This window comes from Candidatus Venteria ishoeyi (genome assembly GCF_030378065.1).
GTDB classification, from domain to species: Bacteria; Pseudomonadota; Gammaproteobacteria; order Beggiatoales; family Beggiatoaceae; genus Venteria; species Venteria ishoeyi.
Genome location: NZ_JAUCGJ010000005.1, coordinates 1 through 26,376, shown reverse-complemented (window position 1 = coordinate 26,376; position 26,376 = coordinate 1). Strand labels below are relative to the sequence as shown.

15 protein-coding genes, 1 tRNA gene and 1 other RNA gene are annotated in these 26,376 nt (G+C 41.8%); 7 read left to right on the top strand and 10 right to left on the bottom strand.

Features of this window, described 5'->3' with window-relative positions; genetic code table 11:
* Nucleotides 1-55: 55 nt before the first annotated feature.
* The 5 genes from QUF61_RS02450 to QUF61_RS02430 form a co-directional block, all read right to left on the bottom strand.
* Nucleotides 56-559, bottom strand: coding sequence for a hypothetical protein (locus QUF61_RS02450; protein WP_103920890.1), 504 nt, complete (start codon nt 557-559; stop codon nt 56-58).
* Nucleotides 560-596: 37 nt separating this feature from the next.
* Entirely contained in the window at nt 597-2,597 is a 2,001-nt protein-coding gene (locus tag QUF61_RS02445; protein WP_103920889.1) for a formylglycine-generating enzyme family protein, read from the bottom strand.
* A 149-nt stretch (nt 2,598-2,746) separates the two neighbouring features.
* A complete protein-coding gene (gene dnaX, locus QUF61_RS02440) occupies nt 2,747-4,594 on the bottom strand; it encodes a DNA polymerase III subunit gamma/tau (protein ID WP_289680293.1) in 1,848 nt (615 codons plus the stop codon).
* Between the two features lie 99 nt (nt 4,595-4,693).
* An RNA gene (ffs, locus tag QUF61_RS02435) (signal recognition particle sRNA small type) lies at nt 4,694-4,790 on the bottom strand.
* Nucleotides 4,791-4,821: 31 nt separating this feature from the next.
* Nucleotides 4,822-4,912 (bottom strand) — tRNA-Ser (locus tag QUF61_RS02430).
* A 237-nt stretch (nt 4,913-5,149) separates the two neighbouring features.
* Here QUF61_RS02430 and adk point away from each other — a divergent pair.
* The 3 genes from adk (at nt 5,150) to QUF61_RS02415 (ending at nt 8,420) form a co-directional block, all read left to right on the top strand.
* A complete protein-coding gene (adk, locus tag QUF61_RS02425; protein ID WP_103920887.1) occupies nt 5,150-5,806 on the top strand; it encodes an adenylate kinase in 657 nt (218 codons plus the stop codon).
* Between the two features lie 152 nt (nt 5,807-5,958).
* The gene (locus QUF61_RS02420; RefSeq protein WP_289680292.1) at nt 5,959-6,765 is read left to right on the top strand and encodes a hypothetical protein; all 807 of its coding nucleotides are present in this window, start codon (nt 5,959-5,961) and stop codon (nt 6,763-6,765) included.
* Between the two features lie 158 nt (nt 6,766-6,923).
* Nucleotides 6,924-8,420 (top strand): sensor histidine kinase, encoded by a 1,497-nt coding sequence (locus tag QUF61_RS02415; RefSeq protein ID WP_103918557.1) that lies wholly within the window; start codon nt 6,924-6,926, stop codon nt 8,418-8,420.
* A 102-nt stretch (nt 8,421-8,522) separates the two neighbouring features.
* Here the strand turns inward: QUF61_RS02415 and QUF61_RS02410 are convergent, their stop codons facing one another.
* From QUF61_RS02410 to cyaY, 3 genes are read right to left on the bottom strand one after another with little or no spacing between them, the layout of a single operon-like run.
* Nucleotides 8,523-10,925, bottom strand: coding sequence for a response regulator (locus QUF61_RS02410; RefSeq protein WP_289680291.1), 2,403 nt, complete (start codon nt 10,923-10,925; stop codon nt 8,523-8,525).
* Between the two features lie 4 nt (nt 10,926-10,929).
* Nucleotides 10,930-13,461, bottom strand: a complete 2,532-nt coding sequence (locus QUF61_RS02405) for an ATP-binding protein (RefSeq protein WP_103918555.1) — start codon at nt 13,459-13,461, stop codon at nt 10,930-10,932.
* Between the two features lie 6 nt (nt 13,462-13,467).
* A complete protein-coding gene (gene cyaY, locus QUF61_RS02400) occupies nt 13,468-13,809 on the bottom strand; it encodes an iron donor protein CyaY (protein ID WP_177428137.1) in 342 nt (113 codons plus the stop codon).
* A gap of 288 nt (nt 13,810-14,097) precedes the next feature.
* Here cyaY and QUF61_RS02395 point away from each other — a divergent pair, with 288 nt between their 5' ends.
* Entirely contained in the window at nt 14,098-19,251 is a 5,154-nt protein-coding gene (locus QUF61_RS02395; protein ID WP_289680290.1) for a RecQ family ATP-dependent DNA helicase, read from the top strand.
* A 314-nt stretch (nt 19,252-19,565) separates the two neighbouring features.
* Here QUF61_RS02395 and QUF61_RS02390 read toward each other — a convergent pair whose 3' ends face one another.
* Entirely contained in the window at nt 19,566-21,080 is a 1,515-nt protein-coding gene (locus QUF61_RS02390) for a YdgA family protein (RefSeq protein ID WP_289680289.1), read from the bottom strand.
* A gap of 102 nt (nt 21,081-21,182) precedes the next feature.
* On the bottom strand, nt 21,183-22,673 hold the full coding sequence (locus QUF61_RS02385) for an ATP-binding protein (RefSeq protein ID WP_289680288.1): 1,491 nt from the start codon (nt 22,671-22,673) through the stop codon (nt 21,183-21,185).
* Nucleotides 22,674-22,800: 127 nt separating this feature from the next.
* On the opposite strand from QUF61_RS02385, the gene QUF61_RS02380 reads away from it, so the two are divergent.
* The 3 genes from QUF61_RS02380 to QUF61_RS02370 form a co-directional block, all read left to right on the top strand.
* Nucleotides 22,801-23,577 (top strand): hypothetical protein, encoded by a 777-nt coding sequence (locus QUF61_RS02380; protein WP_103918552.1) that lies wholly within the window; start codon nt 22,801-22,803, stop codon nt 23,575-23,577.
* Nucleotides 23,578-23,624: 47 nt separating this feature from the next.
* Nucleotides 23,625-25,058, top strand: coding sequence for an MBOAT family O-acyltransferase (locus tag QUF61_RS02375; protein WP_103922148.1), 1,434 nt, complete (start codon nt 23,625-23,627; stop codon nt 25,056-25,058).
* 13 nt (nt 25,059-25,071) lie between these two features.
* The coding region (locus QUF61_RS02370) for an alginate O-acetyltransferase AlgX-related protein (RefSeq protein ID WP_289680287.1) at nt 25,072-26,376 on the top strand (1,305 nt) is incomplete at its 3' end.

Sequence of the window (26,376 nt, the reverse complement as noted above, 5' to 3'; positions counted from 1 at the left end):
GTTAGACATATTATGGGACATAAAATGTCAGTGGTCAAGTAAAAATTTTGTTTTTTTAATTCTTCATAATCTTAATCGGGTAATCAGGCCATTTTTTCTTAAGTTGTTTCAGCGCCTTATTTGCTGCTTCCTGACTCGGATACTGCGTACCCTGGCCTTTGCCTCGCCAACCCCCTCCGGCTTCTTCCGACCACTCTGAAGGCATTTTGACATTAAATAACAGGCAAACGGCATAATTTCCTGTTGTTTGTTTTGCTTTGGGCTTGCCCTGCCCCAGCATTTCTTCAGATAAATCAATATCATGAAGCTCAGGTGTTTCTACCAGTTTATCATTTAGCTCAACTTCGGGAAGGAGTTCTTGTTCTAAATTAATATCCTGAAGTTGTAACTCAGGTGTTGCCTGCGGCATATCCTGATCAATGTGGGACAGCTCTTTTTCCAGTTCTTCAATACTGGCAAAATCTTTTAAGCTATCCAGCTCGGCTAAATCTTGAGCCTGCGTATTTTGCTCTGCTTCCAGTTGCTTAATGCGTTTTCTAAGTTCTTCACTAATTTTCATGATAAGGCTCCAAATCCATAACGGATTTTCCTGCATACTAGTTCACGCGCACCACTCTAAAACCTAAATTGGTATTTCGTGATTTTGAGGTAAATGCTTTTCTCCGGGTAATACGAATATCCCGTTTATAGCTGTTATAAGCACTACCCCGTACCATACGTTGGGCGCAGTTTCCACCTTCCCAGTTTTGTCCACCTGTCGGTGCATTTTGATAATTGGGATGGTAACAGGTACGAGTCCATTCAAGAACATTGCCAATCATGTCATGCAAACCAAATGAATTAGGGGAAAAGCTGCCAACCGGTGCTGTCTTCACACCACTCCACTGACTTGAGCAAACAGCACAATTGGCATGATTTTTACCGACTTTATTACCCCACCAGAAAGTGGTTTTGCTGCCAGCTCTTGCAGCATATTCCCATTCCCGCTCACTGGGTAAATAATATTGATAACCTGTTTCCTGACTTAACCATTGCGCATAGGCTGTTGCATCCTGCCAATTAACATTAATAACCGGACGTTTATCCTGCCCCCAGTTATTATCAAAAGGCATTTTACGCCCAGTGGCACGAATAAAAACCTGGTATTCATCAAAGCTGATTTCAAATTGGCTGATAGAAAAACTCTGTAAATTAATAGTTTGTTGGGGATGCTCGTCAGTATAAGGGTAATGTGGCGGACTTCCCATCTTAAATGCACCTGCCGGCAGTTGTATCATGATTGGTGATAAAGCGCCACTGCTTAATTTATCCTGGAAAATACGAATAGGTTTCAGCTTTCTTTTGACTGCTCTTTTTACTTTAGGTGGCGCTGCTTGTTCTTCAACGGGACTAACCGCTGCAACGGGCGCAACTGAGTTTTTAATCAGTTTATCATTCAGCGGCACATCTTCATCAGGATTGAGCCAGGGTGTCAGAAAAAACACACCTGCCCCCCCGCCTAATAATAAAATCAATACAACAACTCCTAATAACATGCCATATTTTTTGGAGTCTTGCGGCAGTTTGCTGGCATCAACCTGGGATTGCTGTTCTGCCAGCGCACGCGCAGCATCACGCTGTGCCTTGAGCAGCTTGGCTTCCTGCTCTGAGTGCATACGAATCATATTTAATTCATCAAGCAGCTGATTTTGTTCCTGCTCTTTTTCAGTAATCAAATGATTCAGTTCGCCGCGTAATCTTTCATCCTGATGTTTACGTTGTTCAGCATTGCGTGATAAGGCCAATTCATACTTAATTTTAGCCTGAGTCAGTTGATTGATCTGCTCACGCGACTCGCGCTGTTTTGATTCAACTTTCAAGATACGCTCTTCCAGCAATAAGGCTTCGCTTTCAGTTAAGGTACCCTGCTCAGCAGCCATTTGCAGCTTACTGATTTCCTGAATCATTTTTCCAACTTCTTCAGCTTTATCCGCCGTTACCATATTTTTCGGCGCAGTAACTTCCGTGATCAGCTTCTCTGCTTCAGCTTTTGCTTTGTCACTTAAAGAAGGTGAGATATCCGTAGCCTGTGGTTTTTTTTCTGTGGCTTGCTCAACAACCTGGCTTGTTTCACCATTTTTAGTCAGTATGATTGATTTTTTTCTGGCCTGATCGTGAATATTTTCAGCCTCTTTATTGGTGCGGATAAATTCTTCTTTTTTCTGCTTAATTAAGCCCATCAATTGCTGACGAAAATGTGTGTCATTGGGATTTTCTTTTTTGCCAATAGCCAGTTGCGTTTTCGCAAGCAGATCATATTTCTGCTTGACCTGTAATAAACGATTGATTTGTGCGTGGATATTTTTCTGTTTATCCTGAATATGGCTAAATTTTTCTGTAAACAGACGTTTGGTTTCCTGCTTTGCCTGTTCCGCTTTAGCTGCACTTTTTTCTTTAATCGCAGCAACTTGTAGCTGATTAATATGTACGATCAGCTTTTGTGTCTCACGATAACTGGTGACATGTTGATTTTTTGCTTGGGCCTGAAGCTGATTCACTTCGGCCATGAGTCGTTTGGCTTCAGCCTTGGCTTTAGCTTCTGTAGACACTGAAGGCACTGGAATATTCCTGGATAACTGAATGGAAAAGAGTGTTTATTTTAAGGGCGCATCAAATTAAAGCCATTATATAGCTGATATGGCAGACAGCAAAGATTTTTCAAAAATCAGGGGGTAGTTAGGAGTGAGCATAAGCAATAATAAAAAAATTAAGATATACCCTTAGCCAGAATTTTTAAGCTTTGACGGTCAAACTCGGCACCAAATAAATTTTTTAACGCTTTGACTGTAGAGTCATTTTCCAGTGTTTGCCAGGCTTGTTGATTTTGCTTCACTTTCGCCGCTGCCTGCAAAGCAGCGGGTGTTTGTTGTTTTTGGGTCGCTGAAAGGGTTTTTTTTTGAATCTGTAATTGTACGGAACCACTAAAATGGCGCTGCAATGCGTTATAAATATCCTGTTCCCGTTTGACATTATGTAATGCCATTTTATCCAGTTGCAGCACGAACTGCTGGTTTTCATGTTGTAATAAAACACAATGATTTGCCAATTCCCGACTACCACCACTCACCTCAAGTTGTGTTAACAGGCTTGCCCAAAATTTTGCCGACTCCGGCATCTCTTGCTGTTGCTGCAAGCGTACTGATTGTGCCTTGTGGCTGCTTAAGCTGGTTTCAGGCAATGACTTGGTGACAGGCTTTACCTGATTCTGTGGTATTTGTGACTTTGCAGCTAAGGATTTAAGTGTTTTTTTTTTCGGCTTGTTATCTTGTTGGAGCTGCCCTAGTGCCGCACGAGCGGAAGAGATACCCGCATTATTACTACTGCTATTACGGGACGGGGCTTTAGTTTGCTGGACATGTGTTGCAGAAGTCTCGGGAGCAGGTGCATTTGGTTTTGCTTGAATACTTTTGGTTTGAGGCGAAGTATTATCTATTGCCGCTACCGGAAGAAATGCCAGCATACGCAGCAATACCATTTCAAATCCCCCTTTGGCTTCTGGAGACAAAGGCAAGTCACGCCGCCCTAATAAAGCAATTTGATAAAATAACTGTATGCTTTCCGGCGTCATTTGCTTTGCAAAAGCAGATAATGCCTGCGCGCTGTCATCCTCTAAGGGGGAAGCCTTATTCTGATAATCTGGAATATATTGCAGCAAGGCAATTTGTTGCAGTGTGGACAGCAATTCAGCTAACACCTGTCCATAATCCGGTTGATAAGCCGCCATAGTTTCCACAGCATCCATCAACGCGCCAGCATCTTGCGCAACTAAAGCCTCAAGTAAAGGATACACCTGATTTTGCTCAATGCTACCCAGCATGGTGCTGATTTCTGCGCTGAGCAATTGCCCATTGCCATAAGCGATTGCCTGATCCAGCAAACTTAAGGCATCGCGCATACTACCATCGGCAGCTTTTGCAATATGCTGCAAAGCAGGCGCTTCAAAAGCGATGCTTTCCTGCTGTAAAATTTTTTCCAGATGACTACTGATTTCACTGAGCGTTAAGCGCTTCAGATTAAACTGCAAACAACGCGATAAAATCGTGGCGGGTAATTTTTCCGGATCGGTGGTGGCAAATAAAAATTTAACGTGCTCAGGTGGCTCTTCCAGAGTTTTTAATAAAGCATTAAAACTGCTGTTTGACAGCATATGGACTTCATCAATCAGATAAACCTTATAACGGCCTTTAGTGGGCGCATATTGCACATTTTCCAGAAGTTCGCGGGTTTCTTCGACCTTGGTACGGGATGCGGCATCCACTTCAATTAAATCAACAAAACGTCCAGCATCCACTTCCAGGCAACTGGGGCAATGTCCGCAAGGGTAGGCGCTGACACCAGACTCAGTACAATTTAGGGATTTTGCCAGAATTCTGGCAATCGTGGTTTTACCAACGCCGCGTGTACCGGTAAATAAATAAGCGTGATGCAAACGCTTGGATTCCAGGGCATTGATCAACACCCTTTGCACATGACTTTGGCCCACCATTTCTGCAAAACTATGGGGACGCCATTTACGGGCAAGTACCTGATAACGCATCGTGTCCATATCAGCCATAGCGGGCACCTGAAAAAGCCTGTGCTAAGTACCTGATAACGGCACCGCTGTTTACGGCTTTATTGGATATTAAATGAGGACTTTTAAGAATGGTGGCGACCTTAGCAGCTACACCTCGGCGCACGACTCCACTGCTGCCGTTGCTTCCTTCCGGACCTGGCGGAGTTCACAGTTTCACGTCGCGAGGGAACCGATAAGGTCACCATAACAACCTGATTTTAATATGATGGCGGAGAGAGAGGGATTCGAACCCTCGGTACGCGATTAACGTACACACACTTTCCAGGCGTGCTCCTTCGACCGCTCGGACACCTCTCCGGTGCAATTTCTCAAAATCAGGGCGCGGATTATAACTGATGATTTTAGAATAAGCAATTTTAAATCATCACACAGTTACTCTCTTGGGTTATTTGATACCCCCATAAATTCAAATATATACACTTATTAATAATGACGCGGCATAATAAGGGTTTTTTTACACCCTTAAGGAGCGAGAATAAGCACTCGAATTCGAGTGTTAGAAAATTCTCACTCCTAAACACGGAGAAATAAGCCATGCGTTTAATTCTGTTAGGTGGCCCTGGCGCAGGTAAAGGTACCCAGGCTCAATACATTACTGAAAAATATAATATTCCTCAGATTTCTACGGGCGATATGCTCCGTGCAGCCGTTAAGGCAGGAACGCCTTTAGGTTTGGAAGCTAAAAAAATCATGGATGCCGGTGGTTTGGTATCTGATGAAATTATTATCGGTCTGGTAAAAGATCGCATCACCGAAGCCGATTGCGCGAACGGTTTTCTGTTTGACGGCTTTCCACGCACGATCCCGCAGGCTGACGCCATGAAAGAAGCGGGCGTTGCCATTGATTATGTGGTTGAAATTGCAGTTGACGATGAAGAAATTGTCAAACGCATGGGAGGTCGCCGGGTACATCTTGCTTCTGGTCGTACCTATCATGTTGTATTTAATCCACCCAAGGTGGAAGGTAAAGATAACGAAACTGGTGAAGATTTGATTCAACGTGATGATGATCAAGAAGACACCGTGCGTAAACGTCTGAGCATCTATCATGAACAAACCGAGCCATTGGTTAATTACTACTCAAGCTGGGCCAGTGGCGGTGAAGCGGGTGCACCGCAATATGTTAAAGTCGATGGTATCGGCTCTGTTACCGATATCCGCGATAAAATTTTTGCCGGTTTAAGTAGTTAATCCTGTATATAAAAAAACCCACGGCCTCTGATTTACATCAGAGACCGTGGGTTTTTTTATGCATGAATATTTTTTCAGATATCTACAAACCTGACACTTCAAATGATATGCTAAGGAATATTTATTTTTATGCATATAACAGGAAAAAAACCATGTTTTATAAAAAAAATTATCGCGCCATACTGATTAATACCTTATTAATCGGGAGCGTTGCAAGTGCTGCAAATGCAGCCACGCTGATCGAACAGCAATCAACCCGCCCAAATCCCATGACCAAAGAAGTTAAAACATTTAAACAAACAATGTTGGTTGAGGGTTTAAAAGGACGTATGAACGGTGCTCTGCCCAATGGACAATATGTGTTGATGGATGTTGGTGCTGGCAAAACATTTATGGTCAATCCAAAAGAAAAAATGGTCATTGACATGTCAACACCACCACAAATGCCAAAAATGCCTAAACAACTCAAGCAGGCACCTGCTGACAAACCTGCGGCTAAAAGTGAATTGATTAAAGTGGGAACTGGCCCAGAAATTGCCGGTTACCCAACAACACATTATCAGGTGAAAGCCGATGGTAAATTATGCGCCGATCAATACGTTTCCGAACCAGCACTTAAGGTAAAACACCTGAAGCACTTTATGGAAAGCATGGGTAAAATGAATGCAGAACGTAAAAAAGCTGTGGGTGCCATGCCGTTTATGAAAATGAACCCTTGCTTTATCGTTGCCGAAGAAGTGGCAGGAGATTTGCTGGCAAAAGGCATTGTACTGCGCACCCAGTCACCTGATGGCAACAGAGATTTTGAAGTTCTAAAAATTCAGACGGATGTCTCTGTGCCTGCCAATGATTTTATTATACCAACAGGCTTTGAAATTGCGACACCGCAACAAATGATGCAGCGGGCAATGCAGCGCATGAACCAGCAAATGCAAAAAAATATGCCTCCGGCTAAATAAGTTGAATATATCGTTTTTCAGATAAATAATTTCCAGGTGGCTGATGAATAACTCCCTCTATTCAAAAGATGTTAGCCGTGAAACTATTTTATGAAAAACGATAGATTTTACTATTTTTCTAAAAAACCTTATATCGAGTTCAGATTAACCAGCTGATTATGAAAACCAAAAAGTCCCGTATTTCTAAACAAAGCTTCCTGCTGATAACAGGCTTTCTGGCTGTGTTGACGATTTTACTGGCAGTCACCTATATCAGCTTGTCTCAGGTTGAAAAAGCCAATCAACAACTGGAAAAACTGATTGAAAAACATCAGAAAAAATCTGAACTGATGAACACCATGCGCAATGTCATCCGTGAGCGCATGTTGAATGTATTTTACATGACTGTCACTAATGATCCTTTTATCAGAGAAGAAAAAACGAATGATTTTTTTGACAATGGCAGTCGTTTTATTATCACCCGTGACCAGCTTTATCAACTGGATTTAAGTCAGGAAGAATTACTGCAATTGGAAGCCCAGCGTGACGTATTAGGGGCGGGGCAGAACTCCCTCGGAGAAGTGGTGGCGATGATTCGCAATGGTGAAAGTGATATAACCAAAATGCGCGAAGATTTGTTAAAAGCACAAGATGTAAACCGGATTATTTTTCAGGAACTGGGAGAAATGATTCAGGTGGGGAACCAGATTGCCGAGCAGGAAGTTAAAGCCATTGTTGCCAAATATCAGGGCACGCGTGACAAAGTCATTTTACTGGATATTTTTGCTGTACTCATTTGTATTCTGATTATTGCATTTGTCATCATCCGCATTCGATACCAACAAGCCGCATTGAACAGCGCAGTGGAAGCCTTATCCATAGCGAATGATGAATTAGAAAGTCGGGTATTGTCACGCACCCATGACTTACTGGCGGCACGCGATACCGCAGAACAAGCCAATCAGGCCAAATCACGGTTTCTGGCAAATATGTCACACGAACTGCGCACGCCGCTGAATGCCGTGATTGGTTACAGTGAAATGTTGATGGAAGATGCGGAAAATCTAAATTTTGAAGAAGTCCACAATGACCTGGAAAAAATCAATAATTCCGGCAAACATTTATTATCTTTGATTAATCATGTCCTGGATATTTCAAAAATTGAAGCGGGCAAAATGCAGGTAATTGCTGAAAATTTCAACCTGCATCAGTTAGTCAAGGAAATTGGTGATACCTTATTTCCTTTATTTGAACAGCGCCATAATCAGTTTATTCTGAACATGACAGATGAAGTCGAATTTATGTATTCCGATCCCATGCGCATTCGTCAGGTATTGTTTAATCTACTCAGTAATGCCGCCAAGTTCACCAAAAAAGGTTCGATCACCCTGACAATCCGTAAACAGCAAAGAGGCAAAGTGCCCTGGCTGGTTTTTAATGTTCAGGATAGCGGCATCGGCATCACTAAGGCGCAGCAGCAAAAGATTTTTGATGCTTTCACCCAGGCTGATGACTCAACAACAAGAAAATACGGTGGTACGGGTTTGGGGCTGGTAATCAGTGAACGCTTTTGTCACTTGATGGGTGGCAAACTGCGAGTGGAAAGCGAGGAAGGCAAGGGTTCAGAATTTATTGTTTCTTTGCCACAGTCTATGCCGGAAGTGCCGGATGACTAGGAGGCTGTCCGAGAACAGAGGCCGCAGCGAGGGAAAGCTGGTTTGAGGCAGATTTTTTCATTATTTGAGGCGAATATTGGGTAACTTAACCTGAAACAGAATCTAAGTTTGAGTCTGAGTTTCTATCGTTAAAAAAGATTTCAGCATTTCCAATAACTCTGATTTTGCAATGGGCTTGGTTACTGCGCCATCACACAATTGGCTGAAGGCCTTCGCTTCGTCAGTAATGGCATCTGCGGTAACTGCAATCACTGGAAGCGCCCTTGTTTTGGGATTTTGTTTAAGCTGTTGTATGGTTTCCATACCATTCATAATGGGCATAATCATATCCAGCAAAATCAAATCCGGCTGGGTCTCTTCTATAATAAACAGCGCTTCTTCACCATTATTGGCGTGCAGATTTTTAAATCCATATTTTTTCAGTTGTAAATCCAGTAATTTACGATTAACCATTTGATCATCAACAATTAGGATGGTCGCTGGTGCAAAATTAACGTCTTGTTCAGGCTGATGCGCTTTGAGTCTTTTGCTTGGGGGATGCAGAATTTTCAGCTTATCCAGGTTAATGGTAAAAATACTGCCCTTGCCCACTTGACTGGAAACCTGAATTTCTCCCTTCATGAGCATTGCCAGTTGTTGACAAATAGCCAGTCCCAAACCTGTGCCCCCATATTTTGCCTGGCTTTGTCCTGCTTGCTGCTCAAAGGCTTTAAACATATTCTCTTGTTGCTCTAAAGGAATACCAATACCTGAATCCTGCACTGAAAATTCCAATGAGCAAACATGATTTTTAATATCCAAATCATGAATAATAAGACTGAGCCGAATAACCCCCTGTTGTGTAAATTTAATGGCATTACCCAGAAGGTTGATTAAGATCTGGCGTATTCGGGTTTCATCCAGCAATAACCATTCTGGCAACGCTTGGGCAATATCAACTTGGAAATCCAATCCCTTGGCTTGAGTTTTAGGTTTAAACATCTGCGCAATTTCTTGGAACACTTTGATGAGATTAACCGGTGTTTCATCCAATTGCATTTTTCCTGCTTCCACTTTGGATAGGTCAAGAATATCATTAATCAGATCCAGTAAGGTTTCACCACTATTTTGTATCGTTTTTAGATAATCCTGCTGTGTGGGATCTGTGATCATGCCGTTAAGAATTTCAGTAAATCCCAGAATTGCGTTCATGGGTGTGCGAATTTCATGACTCATATTTGCCAGAAAAGCACTTTTTGCCTGGCTGGCAATTTCTGCTTTTTCTTTGGCTTCTTGTAAGGCAATTTCTGCGGCTTTACGTTCTGTAATATCTTTTTTGACGGCGATAAAATTAATAATACGATCCTGTTCATCTTTAATGGGTGAAATTGTTACATATTCCCAATAAATAGTGCCATCTTTACGTTTATTAACCAGTTCCCCCTGCCATAACTCACCACTTTTTAAGGTGACCCACATGTTGGTATAAAAAGCTTGATCCTGATAACCTGATTTTAAGATATTGGGATAGGCTCCCACTGCTTCTTCAGTAGAATATCCCGTTGCTTCAGTAAATGCGGGGTTTACAAATTCAATACAGCCGGTGTTATCTGTAATCACCACAGCACTGTGAGTTTGTTCCACCGCCCGTGACAGGGTTTGAATTTTAGCGTAGGTTTGCTCACGTTCAGTTAGATCCGTGATAACACAAACAAAACCATAACAGCATTGGGTGTCTTCATCATAAAGCCCTGCCAACCAATTACTGCCGAGAAACATCGAACCATCTTTACGTATAAAGTGTTTATCAAAAGCACAGGAGGTGATTTCCCGATGACGAATACGGCTTAGATTTTGTTCAGATAAAGCCTGGTCATCTGGATGAGTAATATCCTGACATCGTACCTGCTCAAGTTCGGCAGCGGAATACCCCAATAAACGGATGAACTCTTCATTAACTTGTAGATAATTCGCTGTTACGTTCATCAAACTAATTGCCACATAGGCATTATTAAAGATGACTTGAAATTGTGTTTCGCTTTCTCTCTGGGCAAGTTCAGCAGTGGTACAACGTTGAATTTCTTCTTGCAGGCGTTGGTTTTTATCCTGTAAATCCTTTTGCAGACTGCGTAATTGCAGATGTGTGGAAATCCGGGCTAATACCTCTTTCTCATTGAGCGGTTTGGTAATATAATCCACCGCACCCACATCAAAGCCTTTCAGTTTATCTTCCATATTATCCAGGGCTGTCATGAATATCACTGGAATTTCTCGTGTTTCGGGAGCCTTTTTTAATTGCAGACAAGTCTCAAACCCATTCATCCCGGACATCATAACATCCAGCAAAATTAAATCCGGCAATGCTTTTTTTGCGATCAGCAGGCTTTCTTCACCACTTAAAGCCAGTAATAGGTTAAAACCAGCTTTTTCAAGATAACTTTCTACAATACAAAGATTACTGGGTTCATCATCAATAATCAGCAGAGTCTGAGCTTGCATGGTGCTTGTATTTGAGTTTTGAAACATTGTTTTACCTGAGTTCAGCTTTTTTTGTTTCCATAGAACGAATAAGACTTATAATCCCCTGATTATTATAATTTTCAGATAGTTTTGCAACTTTTTCAGAAAATGCCAGGTATTGCTTATTTTCTGCCTGAATATCTGTAATCCATTGCCGTATTTGAGCCATATTTCCAGTTTCAGCATAACTTCTTAAACGCATCAGACTTGCCAAGGGAGGTACTTGAAATTTAGCATCAGCTACTTTTTTTGTGGGTTGTGGTGATATTGTGGTTTCTATCCACTCCAGATTTAAGCAGGTTTTCATTTGTGAATACAAACATTGGGGTTCAACCGGTTTAGGTAAAAAATAATCAAAGCCCATTGCTTTAACTTGATCTTGAACAGCTTGTGAAACATTAGCAGAAATTGCAATAACAGGCACTTTTTCCAATCCAGGCAAGGCGCGCAGCTTTTGAAAGGCAGTAAAACCATCCATTACCGGCATGGTTAAATCCATCAATATCAAGTCCACCGCTTGTTGCTGCAAATAAGCTAAAGCCTTTTCTCCATTATCAGCTTGCCCCACTTTAAATCCCAGTGGACTTAATAAACTTGATAATAACATGCGATTATAATCAACATCATCCACCACCAGAATATGCCGTGGTTTACCACGATAAGCTGTAATTTTAGCACTGTTTAAGTGCTTTTCTGGTGCAATGGTGGTGGCAGAAATAGGAAATTTCAACTCAAACCAGAAACGGCTTCCCTGTTCTGGTAAGCTTTCTACCTGAATATGCCCTCCCATTTTCTCAACTAACTGCTGGGAAATAGTTAAACCCAAACCTGTACCCATTGCATTCATATTCGCCTGCTGGAAAGGTTTGAAAATATTTTTTTGCAGCTCAGTTGTGATGCCGATACCCGTATCTTTTATTTCAAAAAAAAGACCCATTTGCGGTGCTGACTCTGTTGGTTTGGCTGTTGTTTCTGGTATTTTTGACTGTGCGTATACTGATAGCGTGACTTCACCCTGCGCGGTAAATTTAATGGCATTACCCAATAAGTTTAATAACACTTGTCGCAAACGTTTTTCATCGACCCAGATGATGTCTGGCAGGCTATTATCCGGCTGATAAATTAAGGATAAATCTTTTTGCTGTGCCTGCATCTGCATCATGGCAACCACTTCTGCCAGAAAATTTTTCAGATAAATCGAAGTGGGTTTTAAACTGAGTTTACCGGCTTCTATCTTGGCAATATCCAAGACATCATTGATCAATGTCAGCAGGTGACTGCCGCTTTGTTGAATAATTTCCAGGCTATTTTGCTGTTTTTCAGCCAGGTTGCCATGGCGCAGCAAAATCTGGGTATAACCCAAAATACCATTTAACGGGGTACGTAATTCATGACTGATATTGGCTAAAAATGTTGACTTGGCATGGTTGGCAGTTTCAGCCGCCTTAATGGCCTTTTTCAATGCTGTGGTATTTTCCCAGCGTTGTAAAGTATTACTGAACATTTCGGCAACGGTTTGCAACAGCATGATTTCCATTTCATCTAGCTTGCGTGCTTCAAAGCAATCACCAAAGCTAATAGCGCCCCACCATTGATCATTAAAATGAATGGGAAAACAATATTGAGACAGTGTGTCAAAATGTTTTAGTGCTATTGGATACGCTTTGAACAGTTCATGTGTTATTCCTCCAATACTGTAGCCTTTCCTTAAGGTTTCTTGTAATTCTGATGGAAAAATTGACCACGGTAAATATTGTGCCTCCCGGTGCAAAACATCCTGTTTTACAGCAACTTTAGCCACATATTCAAGACAGGCTCCGAGATTGGGATCCTGGACATTTTTAATCAGCGTAACATGACTGATATGTAAACCATCCAGCAATGATTTTAATGCCTGGGTTAAGATTTCCCGTTTTTTCTGCTCATTATCTAATGGCGGCATTAATAAGCTACGGGAACATTCTGCAATGGCATGTTCATAAGCATTTTGTTTTTTCAGGGAATTTTCCGTGCATTTGTGCATGGTAATATCCTGAAGCGTACCAAATACTTCAATAGCACGTCCCTGCTCATTAAAAATTGCTTCAAAACGATTATGGTAATAGGAAAATTCCTGCTTGTCTGAATGACAAATGGAAATATCGAGATCAGCCACGCAACCTTGGGTGATTACCTCATGTAAAGCCTGTTCTAAACGCTTGATTTCTTCTGGTTGTAATAAATGATTAACTTCATCCAGCGTTAGAGAACGTTCCTGATCCCCCAGTCCTACCATCTGACATAATTCTTTAGACCAGATAATTTCCCCTGTGATCAGGTTATGGCGAAAATTCCCCAATTTTGCCATGTGATGTGCACGCACCAGATTGGCTTCAGTATGACGCAATGCGGTTGTTTGTTTTTCAAACTCCTTTTGTAAGTCATGATATTGTGTTTCACACTTATCATAGCGTATTTTCAGGAGCCCCAATCGATACCAGAGATATACATTATGAGCGGCAACTGCCAGTAAAAAAATAAAGAGTAACTCTTCCTGTTGCAAGTGGGTTTACTCCTGGCAAAAATCAATATCGCTGCTGCTAAAAGCACCCTGCTCCAGACAAACCTGATTAAGTATATGGCAAAATGTCGTGCCATCTTTATCCCAACGCCATTGTTTCTGTTCATCATCATAATCAAAATGAAAACCGCCGCTACGTGCTGCCAGCCAGAGCTGTGACACAGGTGCCTGACGATTGATAATCAGCTTACTGCCATTTTCAAATTCCAGGGTCAAAATGCCTGCACTGGTTTCATAATCAATATCAACATCGCGTTCATCCAGATAGTTTTCGACCCATTCCAGGGTTGCATCAACTAAATGATTAAAGTCAGATTCGTTGATTTTCATAGTCAGTGCCAAATTTTGTTTTTCAGTCGGTTACAAGTTACATGATGAGGATTTTTATCATATCATTTTTTATGATATGACAGGTGATAAACCCCATCCACCTTGAAATCGACAAAAATATTCTATTAATAGGCAGGTATCCAAAAGTACAGATTTTGGCAACGCAACATTCGCATGGTGGACATTGCGATTTGTGTATTAGCTTATTTCCAACGAAAGTGTTAGGAATGAGGTGAAACAGGCACATAGCAAGCTATATCACTGTTTATGTAACGCAGAACTTGTATAATGCCTGTTATGCAGGTAACAGAGCTTTTACAACGCTGTCTCTGGTTGGACTTGGAAACCGATACAGAAAACACTGTTTTCAAAATTGGTGCAGTTTACCGGGATCAGGTTTTCATGCGTCAAGGCCATTTTGATCTGGCACAGGCGATAATTGATTTAGAACAATTTGCAGCAACTGCGGATTATGTACTGGGACATAATATTGTTGCCCATGACATGCCCGTGCTGCAAAGCCACAACCCACAGGCGCTCATCCTCAAGCAACCCTTGCTAGATACCTTATTGCTTTCCCCGCTGGCCTTTCCGCAAACTCCTTATCACCATCTGGTCAAAGATTACAAACTGGTACATGATACAGTTAATGATCCCGTTGCTGACGCACGTTTGTCCGCACAATTATTGACTGAGGAATGGCACAGCTTTGAACGCATGAAGCAAAACGGGCAGGGAGATTTACTGGCATTTTATCGTTTTTGTTTTTCCCAGGAACAAGGAATACAAGATTTTTTTCAGGCATTGGGTATCCCTGAAATCCAGTTGAATACCGCAAAAGCGCTGCTGCAACAAAAGCGTTATGCTGATCGTTTATGTGCTCATGCTTTGGCGCAATGGCTGCAAAATTTTAAGATTACGCCAGCCTGGGCTTATGCCTTGGCCTGGTTGAGTGTCGCGGAAGGTAATTCTGTGCTGCCGCCCTGGGTGCGTTATCAGTTCCCTGAAATCATTGACATTCTGCACAGTTTGCGAGAAACAAATTGTGGGCAGGCGGATTGTGCTTATTGTCATGAACATCACAATGCGGTCAAACAATTACAGAATTTTTTTGGCTTTCAGGCGTATCGCCCCATACCGCAAGCTGAAGATGGCAGCAGCTTACAGCAACGCATAGTGGAAGCAGGGATGCAGCGCCAGCCTTTATTGGCAATTCTGCCCACTGGCGGTGGTAAGTCTCTGTGCTATCAAGTTCCGGCGCTGGCACATTATCAACGGCGCGGCGTACTGACCATTGTTATATCTCCTTTGCAGGCGCTGATGAAAGATCAGGTGGATGGCCTGGTACGGCGTACCGGTACGCCGTTTGCCGATGCCTTAAATGGTTTATTAACATCGCCAGAGCGCGGGCAGGTGCTGGAGCGGATACGCCTGGGGGATACCGCGATTTTATATGTATCACCAGAACAATTACGCAATCATAGTTTCCGCGAAACCATCAAACAACGTGAAATTGCTTGCTGGGTATTTGACGAGGCGCATTGCCTGTCAAAATGGGGGCATGATTTCCGCACGGATTATTGGTATGCCGCACGTTTTATCCGAGAGTTTTCCGCCACAATCAAACAGCCTATACCACCCGTTGCAGCATTTACCGCTACTGCCAAGCAGGATGTTATTGCCGAAATCAGGGGACATTTCAAGCAGTTTTTAGCGCAGGATTTGACCTTATTTGCAGGTGGCGTAGAACGGGATAATCTGTCGTTTCAAATCATACCCACCAGCAGCATGGAAAAAAATACGCGAATCCACGACTTGTTACACCATCTGGAAAGTGGTTGCGCCATTGTTTACGCCACTACCCGCAAACGCACAGAAGAAATCGCCACATTTTTAGCGGAACATGAACAGCCAATTCATGCAGCGGCTTTTCATGCCGGTCTGGAACCTCCAGAAAAACATACATTACAAAATGCTTTTATCGCTGGTGAATTACCGGTAATTTGTGCCACTAATGCCTTTGGCATGGGCATTGACAAGAATGATGTGCGTCTGGTTATTCACGCCGATATTCCCGGCTCTTTAGAAAATTATTTACAGGAAGCCGGACGCGCTGGACGTGATCGTGAAACGGCTGACTGTATTTTGCTTTATGACGAAACCGATATTGAACGGCAGTTTAAGCTCAGCGCCTTATCACAACTGACCCGACGCGACATCAGCACAATTTTACGGGTCTTGCGCCGCAGCCGTCGCCAGGATCAAAATCTTGTGGTGATTAGCAGCGGAGAATTAATGCAACAGCTTGGCAATGAAAGCCTGAGTTTTGAGCATACTGATCACATGATGGATACCAAGGTGAAAACTGCAATTGCCTGGTTGGAGCGTTCAGGTTTTGTGCAGCGCGATGAAAACAGCACCCAGGTTTTTCAGGGACAGGTTTTGCTGGATATGCAACAGGCCGAAGCGCGACTGGAAAAACTGCATGTATCTCAAGATAAAAAAAAGCAATGGTTACGCTTGTTCAGTGTATTGCTGAATATGGATATTGACGAAGGGCTGACCGCTGACGCGCTGGCTGCCACCGCGCAGATTGAAGTTGCGCCGGAAACCGATACCACGCCTGCCAAGGAAGCCATACGCTTGTTACAAGACATGGCGCAGCAGGGTTTTATTAATCAGGGTTTGCAATTAACTGCCTTTTTTCGGGCAAAAGGCCGCAATAATGCACAGCAGCTATTAAGCCAGGTATGCAGTCTGGAAAGCGCAATGATCAGTGTGCTACGCGAACAGGAACCTGACGCGAAGGAAGGTGATTGGATGGACTTAAATCTGCGCCAGCTCAGCCAGCATTTGCTGGAACGGGATCATGCAATCCATCCCCAAACCTTATTACAATTATTAAAAAGCCTGTCTCAAGATGGCAAGGGGCTGGCAGGTAATCGCGGTAGTTTGAGTTTACACTATGTTGCACAGGATTTTTACAAACTGCACCTGCAACGTGATTGGAATGCTTTGGAACAGACTGCTAAACGCCGTCAGGCAGTGGCGCAGGTGCTGGTGCAACATTTACAGCACAAGGCGCAGGCAACCGGTGAAAACCAGCGCAAAGAACTGTTACTGAGCTTTACTCTGGATGAGTTGCAACAAGCTTTAAGTAATGACCTTGCCTTGCAAACACAACTTAAAGATTCACTGGCTGCTGCTGAACGCGGTTTATTATTTTTACATGAGCAGGGGGTATTAAATTTACAGCAGGGTTTGGCGATATTTCGTGCGGCAATGCATATCACGATACAACCAGAAGCCAAAGGGCGGCGTTATAACCAGAGTGATTATGGCGCGCTGGATCATCACTATGGCGAGCGTATACTACAAATTCATGTGATGAATGAATACGCAAGGTTGGCACAGAAAAAAATTCAAGATGCGCTGAATCTGGTGGCAGCCTATTTTCTGCTGGATCGTAAAAATTTTATTCAACGTTATTTCAAGCATGACAAGGCCATGCTTAAACGCGCCACCAGTGCCGCGTCTTATCATCAAATCGTAGAAAGTCTGCAACATCCGGTACAAACCAGTATTGTTGCCGCCAGCGCAGAACAAAATATGTTAATTCTGGCGGGGCCGGGTTCCGGTAAAACCAAAACTGTGGTACATCGCTGCGCCTATCTGCTACGGGTGTTGCGGGTAGCGGCTGCCAGTATCCTGGTGTTGTGTTTTAACCGCAGTGCCGCGCTCAGCCTGCGCCGTCGTCTGCGTGACTTAGTGGGTGATGATGCTTTTGGCGTGACTATCCAGACCTATCACGGCATGGCTTTACGCCTGTGTGGGCGTTCAATGGTCAGCCCTGGCACAAAAACCGACATCAATTTTGAACAATTGATAGTACAGGCCACGGCGCTACTGCGTGGCGATCAGGATTTTCCGGGTCTGCTGGGCGATGAATTACGTGAGCGTTTATTGGCGGGTTATGCTTATATTCTGGTGGATGAATATCAGGATATAGACGCGCAGCAATATGCGTTTATTTCTGCACTGGCTGGACGTACCCAGGATGCCGATACCAAGTTAAGCATTCTGGCGGTGGGTGATGACGATCAAAATATTTACAGCTTTCGCGGTACGCACGTCAGTTTTATTCAGCGTTTTCAGCAAGACTATCAGGCTGAAATTTATCATCTGGTGGACAATTATCGCTCCAGTGACGCAATTATCCAGACCGCAAACAGCCTGATCCAACACAACTCAAAGCGCATGAAACAGGATCATGTCATTCGCATTAACACCCAACGTCAGCACGAACCCGCAGGCGGGGCGTGGCAACAAGCAGATTCACTGGGACAGGGACGGGTGCAGATTTTCAGCGTGAGCAATGCCCAGCAGCAAGCATTGACGTTACTCAACGAACTGCAACGCCTGCAAGCCCTGCATCCAGATGTACATAAAAACCGGGAGCAGCACTGGCAATGGCAGGACTGCGCAGTGCTGGCACACACCTGGGAAACCTTAATGCCCATACGCGCCTTATGCGAGCAACAAAATATTCCTGTCAACTGGGGGCTGGATAGTGAAAAATTGCCCAGCCCTTACCGCATCCGTGAGATAGCGACATTTCTGCAACAACTGGATACACAGGCGAAACAACAGCAAAGCGTCACTGATTGGCTGGTTTTATATCCGGCAAATGAAAACAATGCCTGGTTACATTTAATTCACAACATATTGCTGGCATGGCAAAATGAAGTCGGGAATCATGTTTTACCCAATCAACATTTGTTGGCATTTTGTTATGATAATTTGCGAGAGTGGAAACGCGAAGCACATCAACATCAAGGTATTTTACTGACGACAATACACCGAGCCAAGGGTCTGGAGTTCAAAGTCCTGTGCATTCCCGATGATGACAGGTTTGAAACCAGTGATGAAAGTCGCCGCCTGTATTACGTAGCAATGACACGGGCGCGGGAGCATTTATTATTGTTTCAAACCCAAAACCGGCAACACCCACATATTACCCTGTTAGATGCGGGTGAGCATTTATATTTTCGGACACAGCACAATTTTGTGACTCAGCAGTTTCCCCCCTGGCGTTATGAAATACTCAGCCTCAAGGATATTTTTCTGGATTTTGCCGGACGCCAACCGCCGCAAGCAAACATTCACCAGGTGCTGCAAAAAATACAGACAGGTGATACGCTATATCCTGAGAAGCAGGGCGAACATTTAGTTTTATTTAATGAAAATAAGGTAGCGCTGGCGCAATTATCGCGAAGTGGACAACAACGCTGGGCAAGACATTGGTCACATATCCAGCAGGTAAGGGTATTGGCTGTTGTATTACGTCATGCTGAAGATTGTGAAGCACAATACCGTAGGCGTTTGCGTTGTGATGCCTGGTTGATTCCTGTGGTGGAACTAGTTTATCACTCAAGTAACTGATTCTATTTCTATATTAGGAGCGAGAATTTTATAACTTCAGCAACTTGGCTGGTCTTTTTCTCCATTTTCTGCGTTCCGCCTGTTTGGACTTAGGCAGTTACATAGCTTGCTATGCGCCTATTTTCGCGCCTTGAAAATGAATAAAAATCCTGCGCCCAGTTTCTGTATTTATTTTATCCTCACTCCTTAGTGAACGGGGTTTAGCTTCTTGCCCACAAAAATTATAGAAAAGCCAAAAAAAACCTGACAAGTTTTAGAAACTTATCAGGTTTATCCTGCTTCAGCATAAAACCACTGAGGGCATCAAAATATCTTTATATCGGTAAAGGAATTTCCTGACCATTCACCAGCAGCTTACCACCTTCTAGTTTGGCATCCAGGGTGTAATCATCACCATCTTTCACCAGGAATTTCTGTTGTACAAAAGCATCGATCTGCATTTGTGCCATATCCGCAGCAGAAGGCATTTTACCTTTATTTTCCGGGGTTTCTGGTGGCATTTCTGCCGCCATCTGTTGAGTCAGAATGTTTTTCAGTAATTCACCGGATAAACTGACATGTGCATCCCCTTGTAAAGCCATTTTAATGGAGTTAGGGTCTTGCAGGTTGACGGGTTTGCTACCATCTAAAGCAATTTTGATATTACCATCAATCGCGCCTTTAGCCGTTTTCAGGAGCAGTTTTTTAATCGCTATAACCGGAGAATTTTTAATAAATACGGGCGCAGCCTGCATGAGTTGCCCCATCATGGCCATGCCTATCATCTCTTCGCCCATGCCCTGTGCCTGCATTTCACGCATGGTGTCTTGCAGTTTTCCGATACTTTCCGCATCCAGGTTGAGCAAATCCAGCTGGAAATCGACCCGGATATCTTTCAGACCTTCAGTATCGACGCTTTCAGGTAAAAAGAACTGACTGATAGCAAAACCCAGTGTGTAACCCACCAGCTTATCGCCATTCATTTTGGCTTTGCCGTCAATGTTCAAACCATGAATTGAGCCGGTTTCATCTTTTTCTGCCGTAAAACTGAGCGTACCGACTTTTATGTCGCTGGTACCCAGTTTCAGACCAAATGGGCCAGTTTTTAAGTCCGTTGCGCTGCTCAAGCGTTGCAACTCAAACTCACCATCTTCAGATTTGAAGTTCAGCGTAGGTAATTCAATGTTCAGTTTGAGTGGTTCTAAATAGTCGTCTAATTGACCGGAAAGTGCCAAACCTTCCATCGACATTTCAAACTCATCAGCCGCATCTATGCTTAAACCTGGAATGCTGACTTCACCACCGGGTTTTTTCAGATCGGCTTGATACTGAATTTTACCCTTTAACCCCTGCCAATTGATTTTACCTTTAGCATCGTCACTTTCAATATCGCTGACCAGTTTTTCCATGGAAAATTCAGTGCTACCCGCACCCTGTGCATCAACGCTGGTTTCCAGGAATAAATTTGGCAGTTCTCCTGCAATCGATTCAATCATATCTTCTGGATAAGGCAAATGCACTTCCGTTTTGACGGCTTTTTCTGCATTTTTTTGACCTGCTGCGATTGACTTTTTCAAAATATCCAGCAGCATGGGAAAAGGGTTTTCCCCCGCAGTACTAGCGGTTTCTGTCGCACCTTTGTCAATTTGATAATCCAGTGATATCATCTCTCCTTCGGCAGGGGCGGTTGCTGCTGATGTATCTTCTGATGCTGCCGGTGCTGGCGCAGCTTCCGATGCTGCTGATGGTGCAAATGGTGTTGCAGCCGGTGTCTCTGCGTGTACATGAGGAATAGAAAGTGCCAGTGCGATACTCAGCATCAACGCATTGCGGCGGGGAAAAACAGACATAAAGACTCCTTTATTAAATTTATTGTATTATTGATTAATCTAAGTTTGGTGTAAGTATCTTTTCGCTGTTGCATTGCTAAAAAGCACTTCCACCGCCCTAATTTATTCAGTTGGCTCAAGAGAAGGGATATGGACAATAAAGGTACTGCCTTTTCCAGATTCTGTTTCCAGGGAAATATCCCCACCCAGCATATCAAGCAGATTTTTTGTAATCGACAAGCCAAGCCCGATACCGTCATAAGCACGGGTACTGCTGTCATCTGCTTGTGAAAATGCCACAAAAACCTGATCCCGTTGTTCGCGACTCATACCGACGCCAGTATCAGTAATCTGAAAAATCAGCCAGGTACGATCATCGCGTATTATTTTTTTAGTGAGAAACGAAATATTGCCTGCTTCGGTATATTTACAAGCATTATCTAATAAATTCAACAAACTCTGCTGAAGTTTAGTGGCATCGGTATAAAAATCGTCCAGGGTTTTGGGGCATTCAAACTGTAGGGTATTTTTGTTTTTTTCAGCTCTGGGTTCGACAATGGTAAAAATTTCCTCGATTAAATCACAAACTGGCACTTTTTCGATGTTTAATTCCATGCGCCCACTTTCAATTTTAGAAATATCCAGAATATCATTCACCATATTCAATAAATGCGTGCCAGCACCATGTATACGGGTTAAATCCTCAATCATTTCCTGTTCTGTCATTTCATCAATTTCATCTTGCAGCATTTCACTGTAACCGATAATGGCATTCAGCGGCGTGCGCAACTCATGACTCATTTTAGCAATAAACTGGCTTTTGGCAATATTGGCAACTTCTGCGGCCTGACGCGCCATTTCCATACGCTGTAATAAAACTTCCCTTTCATTCACCCGGGTATCAATGGCATTTAGCAGCGTGTTCGTGGTATTGATCAATTGTCCCAGTTCATCTTCCTGGTGATGTTCCGGGCAGTTCAAAGTGAGATGGGGATGTGCCGGATCAATTGTTGCCAGCGTGGAAGTCACTTTATTTAAGGGGCGATTGACCAGATATTGAAACAATAAAAAGATTAAGGCACCTAAAATCAAGTTCCAGGCCATTGTGGATAACAGCACAATCATGGCGCGATCTAAAAATCCGCTGGCAAGCAAGTGCAGATCCACTGTCACTTTCAGTGAGCCAAATACCTCTTCATTTTCAGTATAAGTGTTGGCATATAATTGTACGGTATAAATGCGCTGACGCTCAAAAAACAACGATGAAAACCAGTTTATTTTTGAAGTTAAAGCTTCTTTCTCTTCTTCAGCGAGTGCATTATCGATTTCATCCAACAACGCTACCTTGCGAATGGCCTCATATTTAAATAAACCCATGACGACATCATAAGCCAGCACCGCATCCATTGTATAAGCTGCCTGCGCGGCAGGTTTTTCCATAGTTTTGAGTACCTGGTTAATGGTATTGTCAAATTCAGCCCGCACATTAAAATAATCCAGGTACACCTGTAAGGCGCTAAATACCAAACCTAAGGAGATCGTTATCACCAGCACCCAGGCAGCCAGATGGGTGGATAAACGTTTATTAAATGGGATGTATTGGGAAACTTTCATAAATATCGATGGTAAAAAAAAATTCATTTAATATTTTTTACGATGGTTTTTGTAGTATAACGCTTCATGCACCTGTATATCCAATTTTAAAAAATCTGATTTTAAAAACATTGATTTTGGGAACATTATGACACCATTCTCATCTCACCATGCACAAAGCTCTCCACAAGAGATCCAGGTTTGGGACTTTTTCGAATTTATCACGCTGGAAACCAACGCCCCAGGCAATGAGCAAATTGTTGCTGAAGCCCTGGAAAAATTGATTAGTGACATTGAATCGGGTTATTTTGTAGAATGGGCGCTGGTACAACGCTATGAGCAGGGTGAGCATTTACAACCTGAAGAAATTGATCAAATAGAAGATTGGAAACAATTAGACAAAACGGAGGGAGATACCATTATTCAGATTGATCAACGTTATCGCCCCAAGCAGAACTGGTACGATATCGCTTTGGAAATTGCACCTTATTTAGTGTACGAACCGTTTAACACCAAAGAAGCATTTTTACATTGGATTGCCCACGAAGGCTGGCCAACATTAAGCGAAGTGCTGAATTGTTACGGACAACAATTGCCGTTGCCAAGCAATTGTCATGTCTGGCAAGATATTTTTCCAGCAAATTTACGCTACCGTCTGGATTTACAGGCCTGTTTCAGTGAATTCAGTGGCATCGGTTCTACAGATGAATTAAGTTTATTAAATGAAATAGAGCAGGAGCGGATTGAGTGGTTTATTCGGATGTTGCGCCAACATCGGGCAGCCTTGCGCTATTTTGACCTGACGCTGAATCGCTTATTAGAACGCTTATTGCTACCCGGTGCGGAAGAAACGCAGTTTCGGCTGTTATTCTGTCAGCAATTGCATATTACAGATACCGAGCAATCATTACTTGATTTTTTATGAAAAATCAAAAATACTGATACTACTTTTATCAAAATTGAATTATAAATATGGTTTTTAGTACCCCAATTTTCTTATTTGGATTTTTGCCAATAGCACTTCTGATTTATTATCTTTCTCCAAAAATAATCAAGAATATTACCCTGTTGTTATGCAGCCTTTCTTTTTATGCTTGGGGTGAGGTTTTTTATCTTTTAGTAATGATATTTTCTATCATTTCTAACTATTTTCTTGGTCAACTAATTGATAAAAATCAACAATATAAAAAAATATTAATCACATCTGCCATAATTATTAATGTTTTATTATTGATTTCTTTCAAGTATGCCAATTTTATTGCCGACAATATTAATATTATTTTTTCCTTAATAAACCTCCCGGCAATCACATTAGCACCCGTTCACCTCCCCTTAGGTATTTCATTTTTTACTTTTCAGGCAATTTCATACATTGTCGATGTTTACAGAAAAGAAGTGCCAGCACAAAAAAATATTTTTAATCTTGCACTTTATATTTCCCTATTTCCACAATTAATTGCTGGTCCTATTGTTCGCTACCACGATGTGTCATTACAAATTACCAACAGAGAACACTCAGTTGAATTATTTGCCAGCGGGGTTCAGCGTTTTATTTATGGTCTTGCAAAAAAAGTATTACTTGCCAACCCATTAGGAGAAGTTGCAGATACCATTTTCCTACTTCCTGACAATGAACTAACAATGCCTTTGGCATGGATAGGAATTATAGCCTACACCTTACAAATATTTTTTGATTTTTCAGGTTATTCCGACATGGCAATTGGCTTGGGTAGAATGTTTGGCTTCCGATTTCTGGAGAACTTTAATTACCCTTATATTTCAAAGTCTCTACGAGAATTTTGGCAGCGTTGGCATATTTCATTATCAACCTGGTTTAGAGATTATGTGTATATTCCATTAGGTGGCAATAGAGTATCAGCTACCAGGGTTTACCTTAACTTGCTCATTGTGTTTATTTTAACTGGATTTTGGCATGGTGCAGATTGGAGCTTTTTGGTGTGGGGGATTTTTCATGGAATATTTTTGGCCAGTGAACATGCTGGTTTTTCAAAACTGCTAAAAAAATTATGGCAACCAGTGCAACACTTTTATTTACTTATGGTTGTTATTATTGGCTGGGTGTTTTTTAGATCTAATACCCTGTCACAAGCCATCAATTATTTACATTCAATGATAGACTTCTTTCATTATCAAACTACATCATTACAATTTTCACAGGTAGTGTCCCATGAGGCAATGTATGCATTCTTTATCGGAATTATTTTATCTGTCCCTACTTACCCATATTTAAATAAAAATATTGGGAAACTCGCAAGGGGAAGCTCTATTAAGCATATTTTTTTAATAGAAATACCCAAGTTATTCATACTTTCATTGTTATTATTTTTTAGCATCTTAAAAATAGCCTCCGCTACATATAACCCATTTATTTACTTTAGGTTTTAGGAGAAGGTCAAAGATGAAAATAAGAGTTTTATATAAAGCTAACGCAATACTGACTGCAATAATATTTTTAGTTGCTATATTTGTTCCTTTTTTTATCAGTATTATTGAAAATGATAAGCAGGTTTCTAAAGTGGAAAAAAGGGTTTTATCAAAGCGGCCAAAATTACCCTATACTATAGAAGAGGCTAAAAAATTTCCTAAATTATTTAATACTTATTATAGTGATAATTTTGGTTTGCGAGACTGGCTGACAACATATTATAAATTAGTGAAATATAATCTGGGTGATACACCATCCCAAGATGTTACGATAGGCAAGGATGGCTGGTTGTTTTTAGGATCCATAAAAAAGGGCTATAACAGAAACGATGATCCTGTTGGAGATTATAGAAATACCAATCTATATTCCCAAAAAGATTTAGAGGCATTTGCAAATTATATGACAGATCTCAATTCCTGGTTAAATGCACAGGGCATTGAATATTTATTTGTAATAGCACCAAATAAACATACGATTTATGCGAATAAATTACCAGATTATATTGATAAGGTGAATAAATATTCTGCAACTGATCAAATTATCGAGCATCTAAGAAAACATACAGATATTTCAGTGATTGATTTAAGACAGAAATTAATCAATCAACGAGATAAACAGCAACTATATTATAAAATAGATTCTCATTGGAATCATTATGCAGCGAATATTGCACAATATGAAATCATGCAAGAAGTGGAAAAACGCTTTCCTGGAAAAATTCAGGTAGAACTAAAAGAACTAAAAGATAAAAAACGTAATGGGGCTATGGATTTAGCTACACTGATGGGTGTTGAGTTTCCTGCTGATATTGATCCACAACCTATTTTTAATAAATCTTGCATACCAACAAGAGCTATTAATGCTAATGATAACTGGCCAAAGTATTATACAATGCTATGTGAGGGGCAAAAACTTAAAACACTTATTTTCAGAGATTCTTTTTTTGTGGCATTAGAGCCTTACTTCTCAAGAAAATTTAAACAGGTCACTTATGTATGGGAAAAAAGTAATTACTTATCTTTAATAGAAAATATAAAATTAGATAAGCCGGATATTGTCATTGAAGAATGGGTAGAAAGAATGCTGCCATTTGTACCCAAGGGATTTAATACTCTTACAAAGAAAAAAATATTTAATAATAGTCATCAGTTGATTTTCTCAAATGACTGGAATAGACTTAAAATTAGTTCACATATCAATATTATAGATAATAAAGACTCTTTTCATTTAATTTCCACTAAAGATGATCCGATAATCATATTCCCATCCTTACCTTTT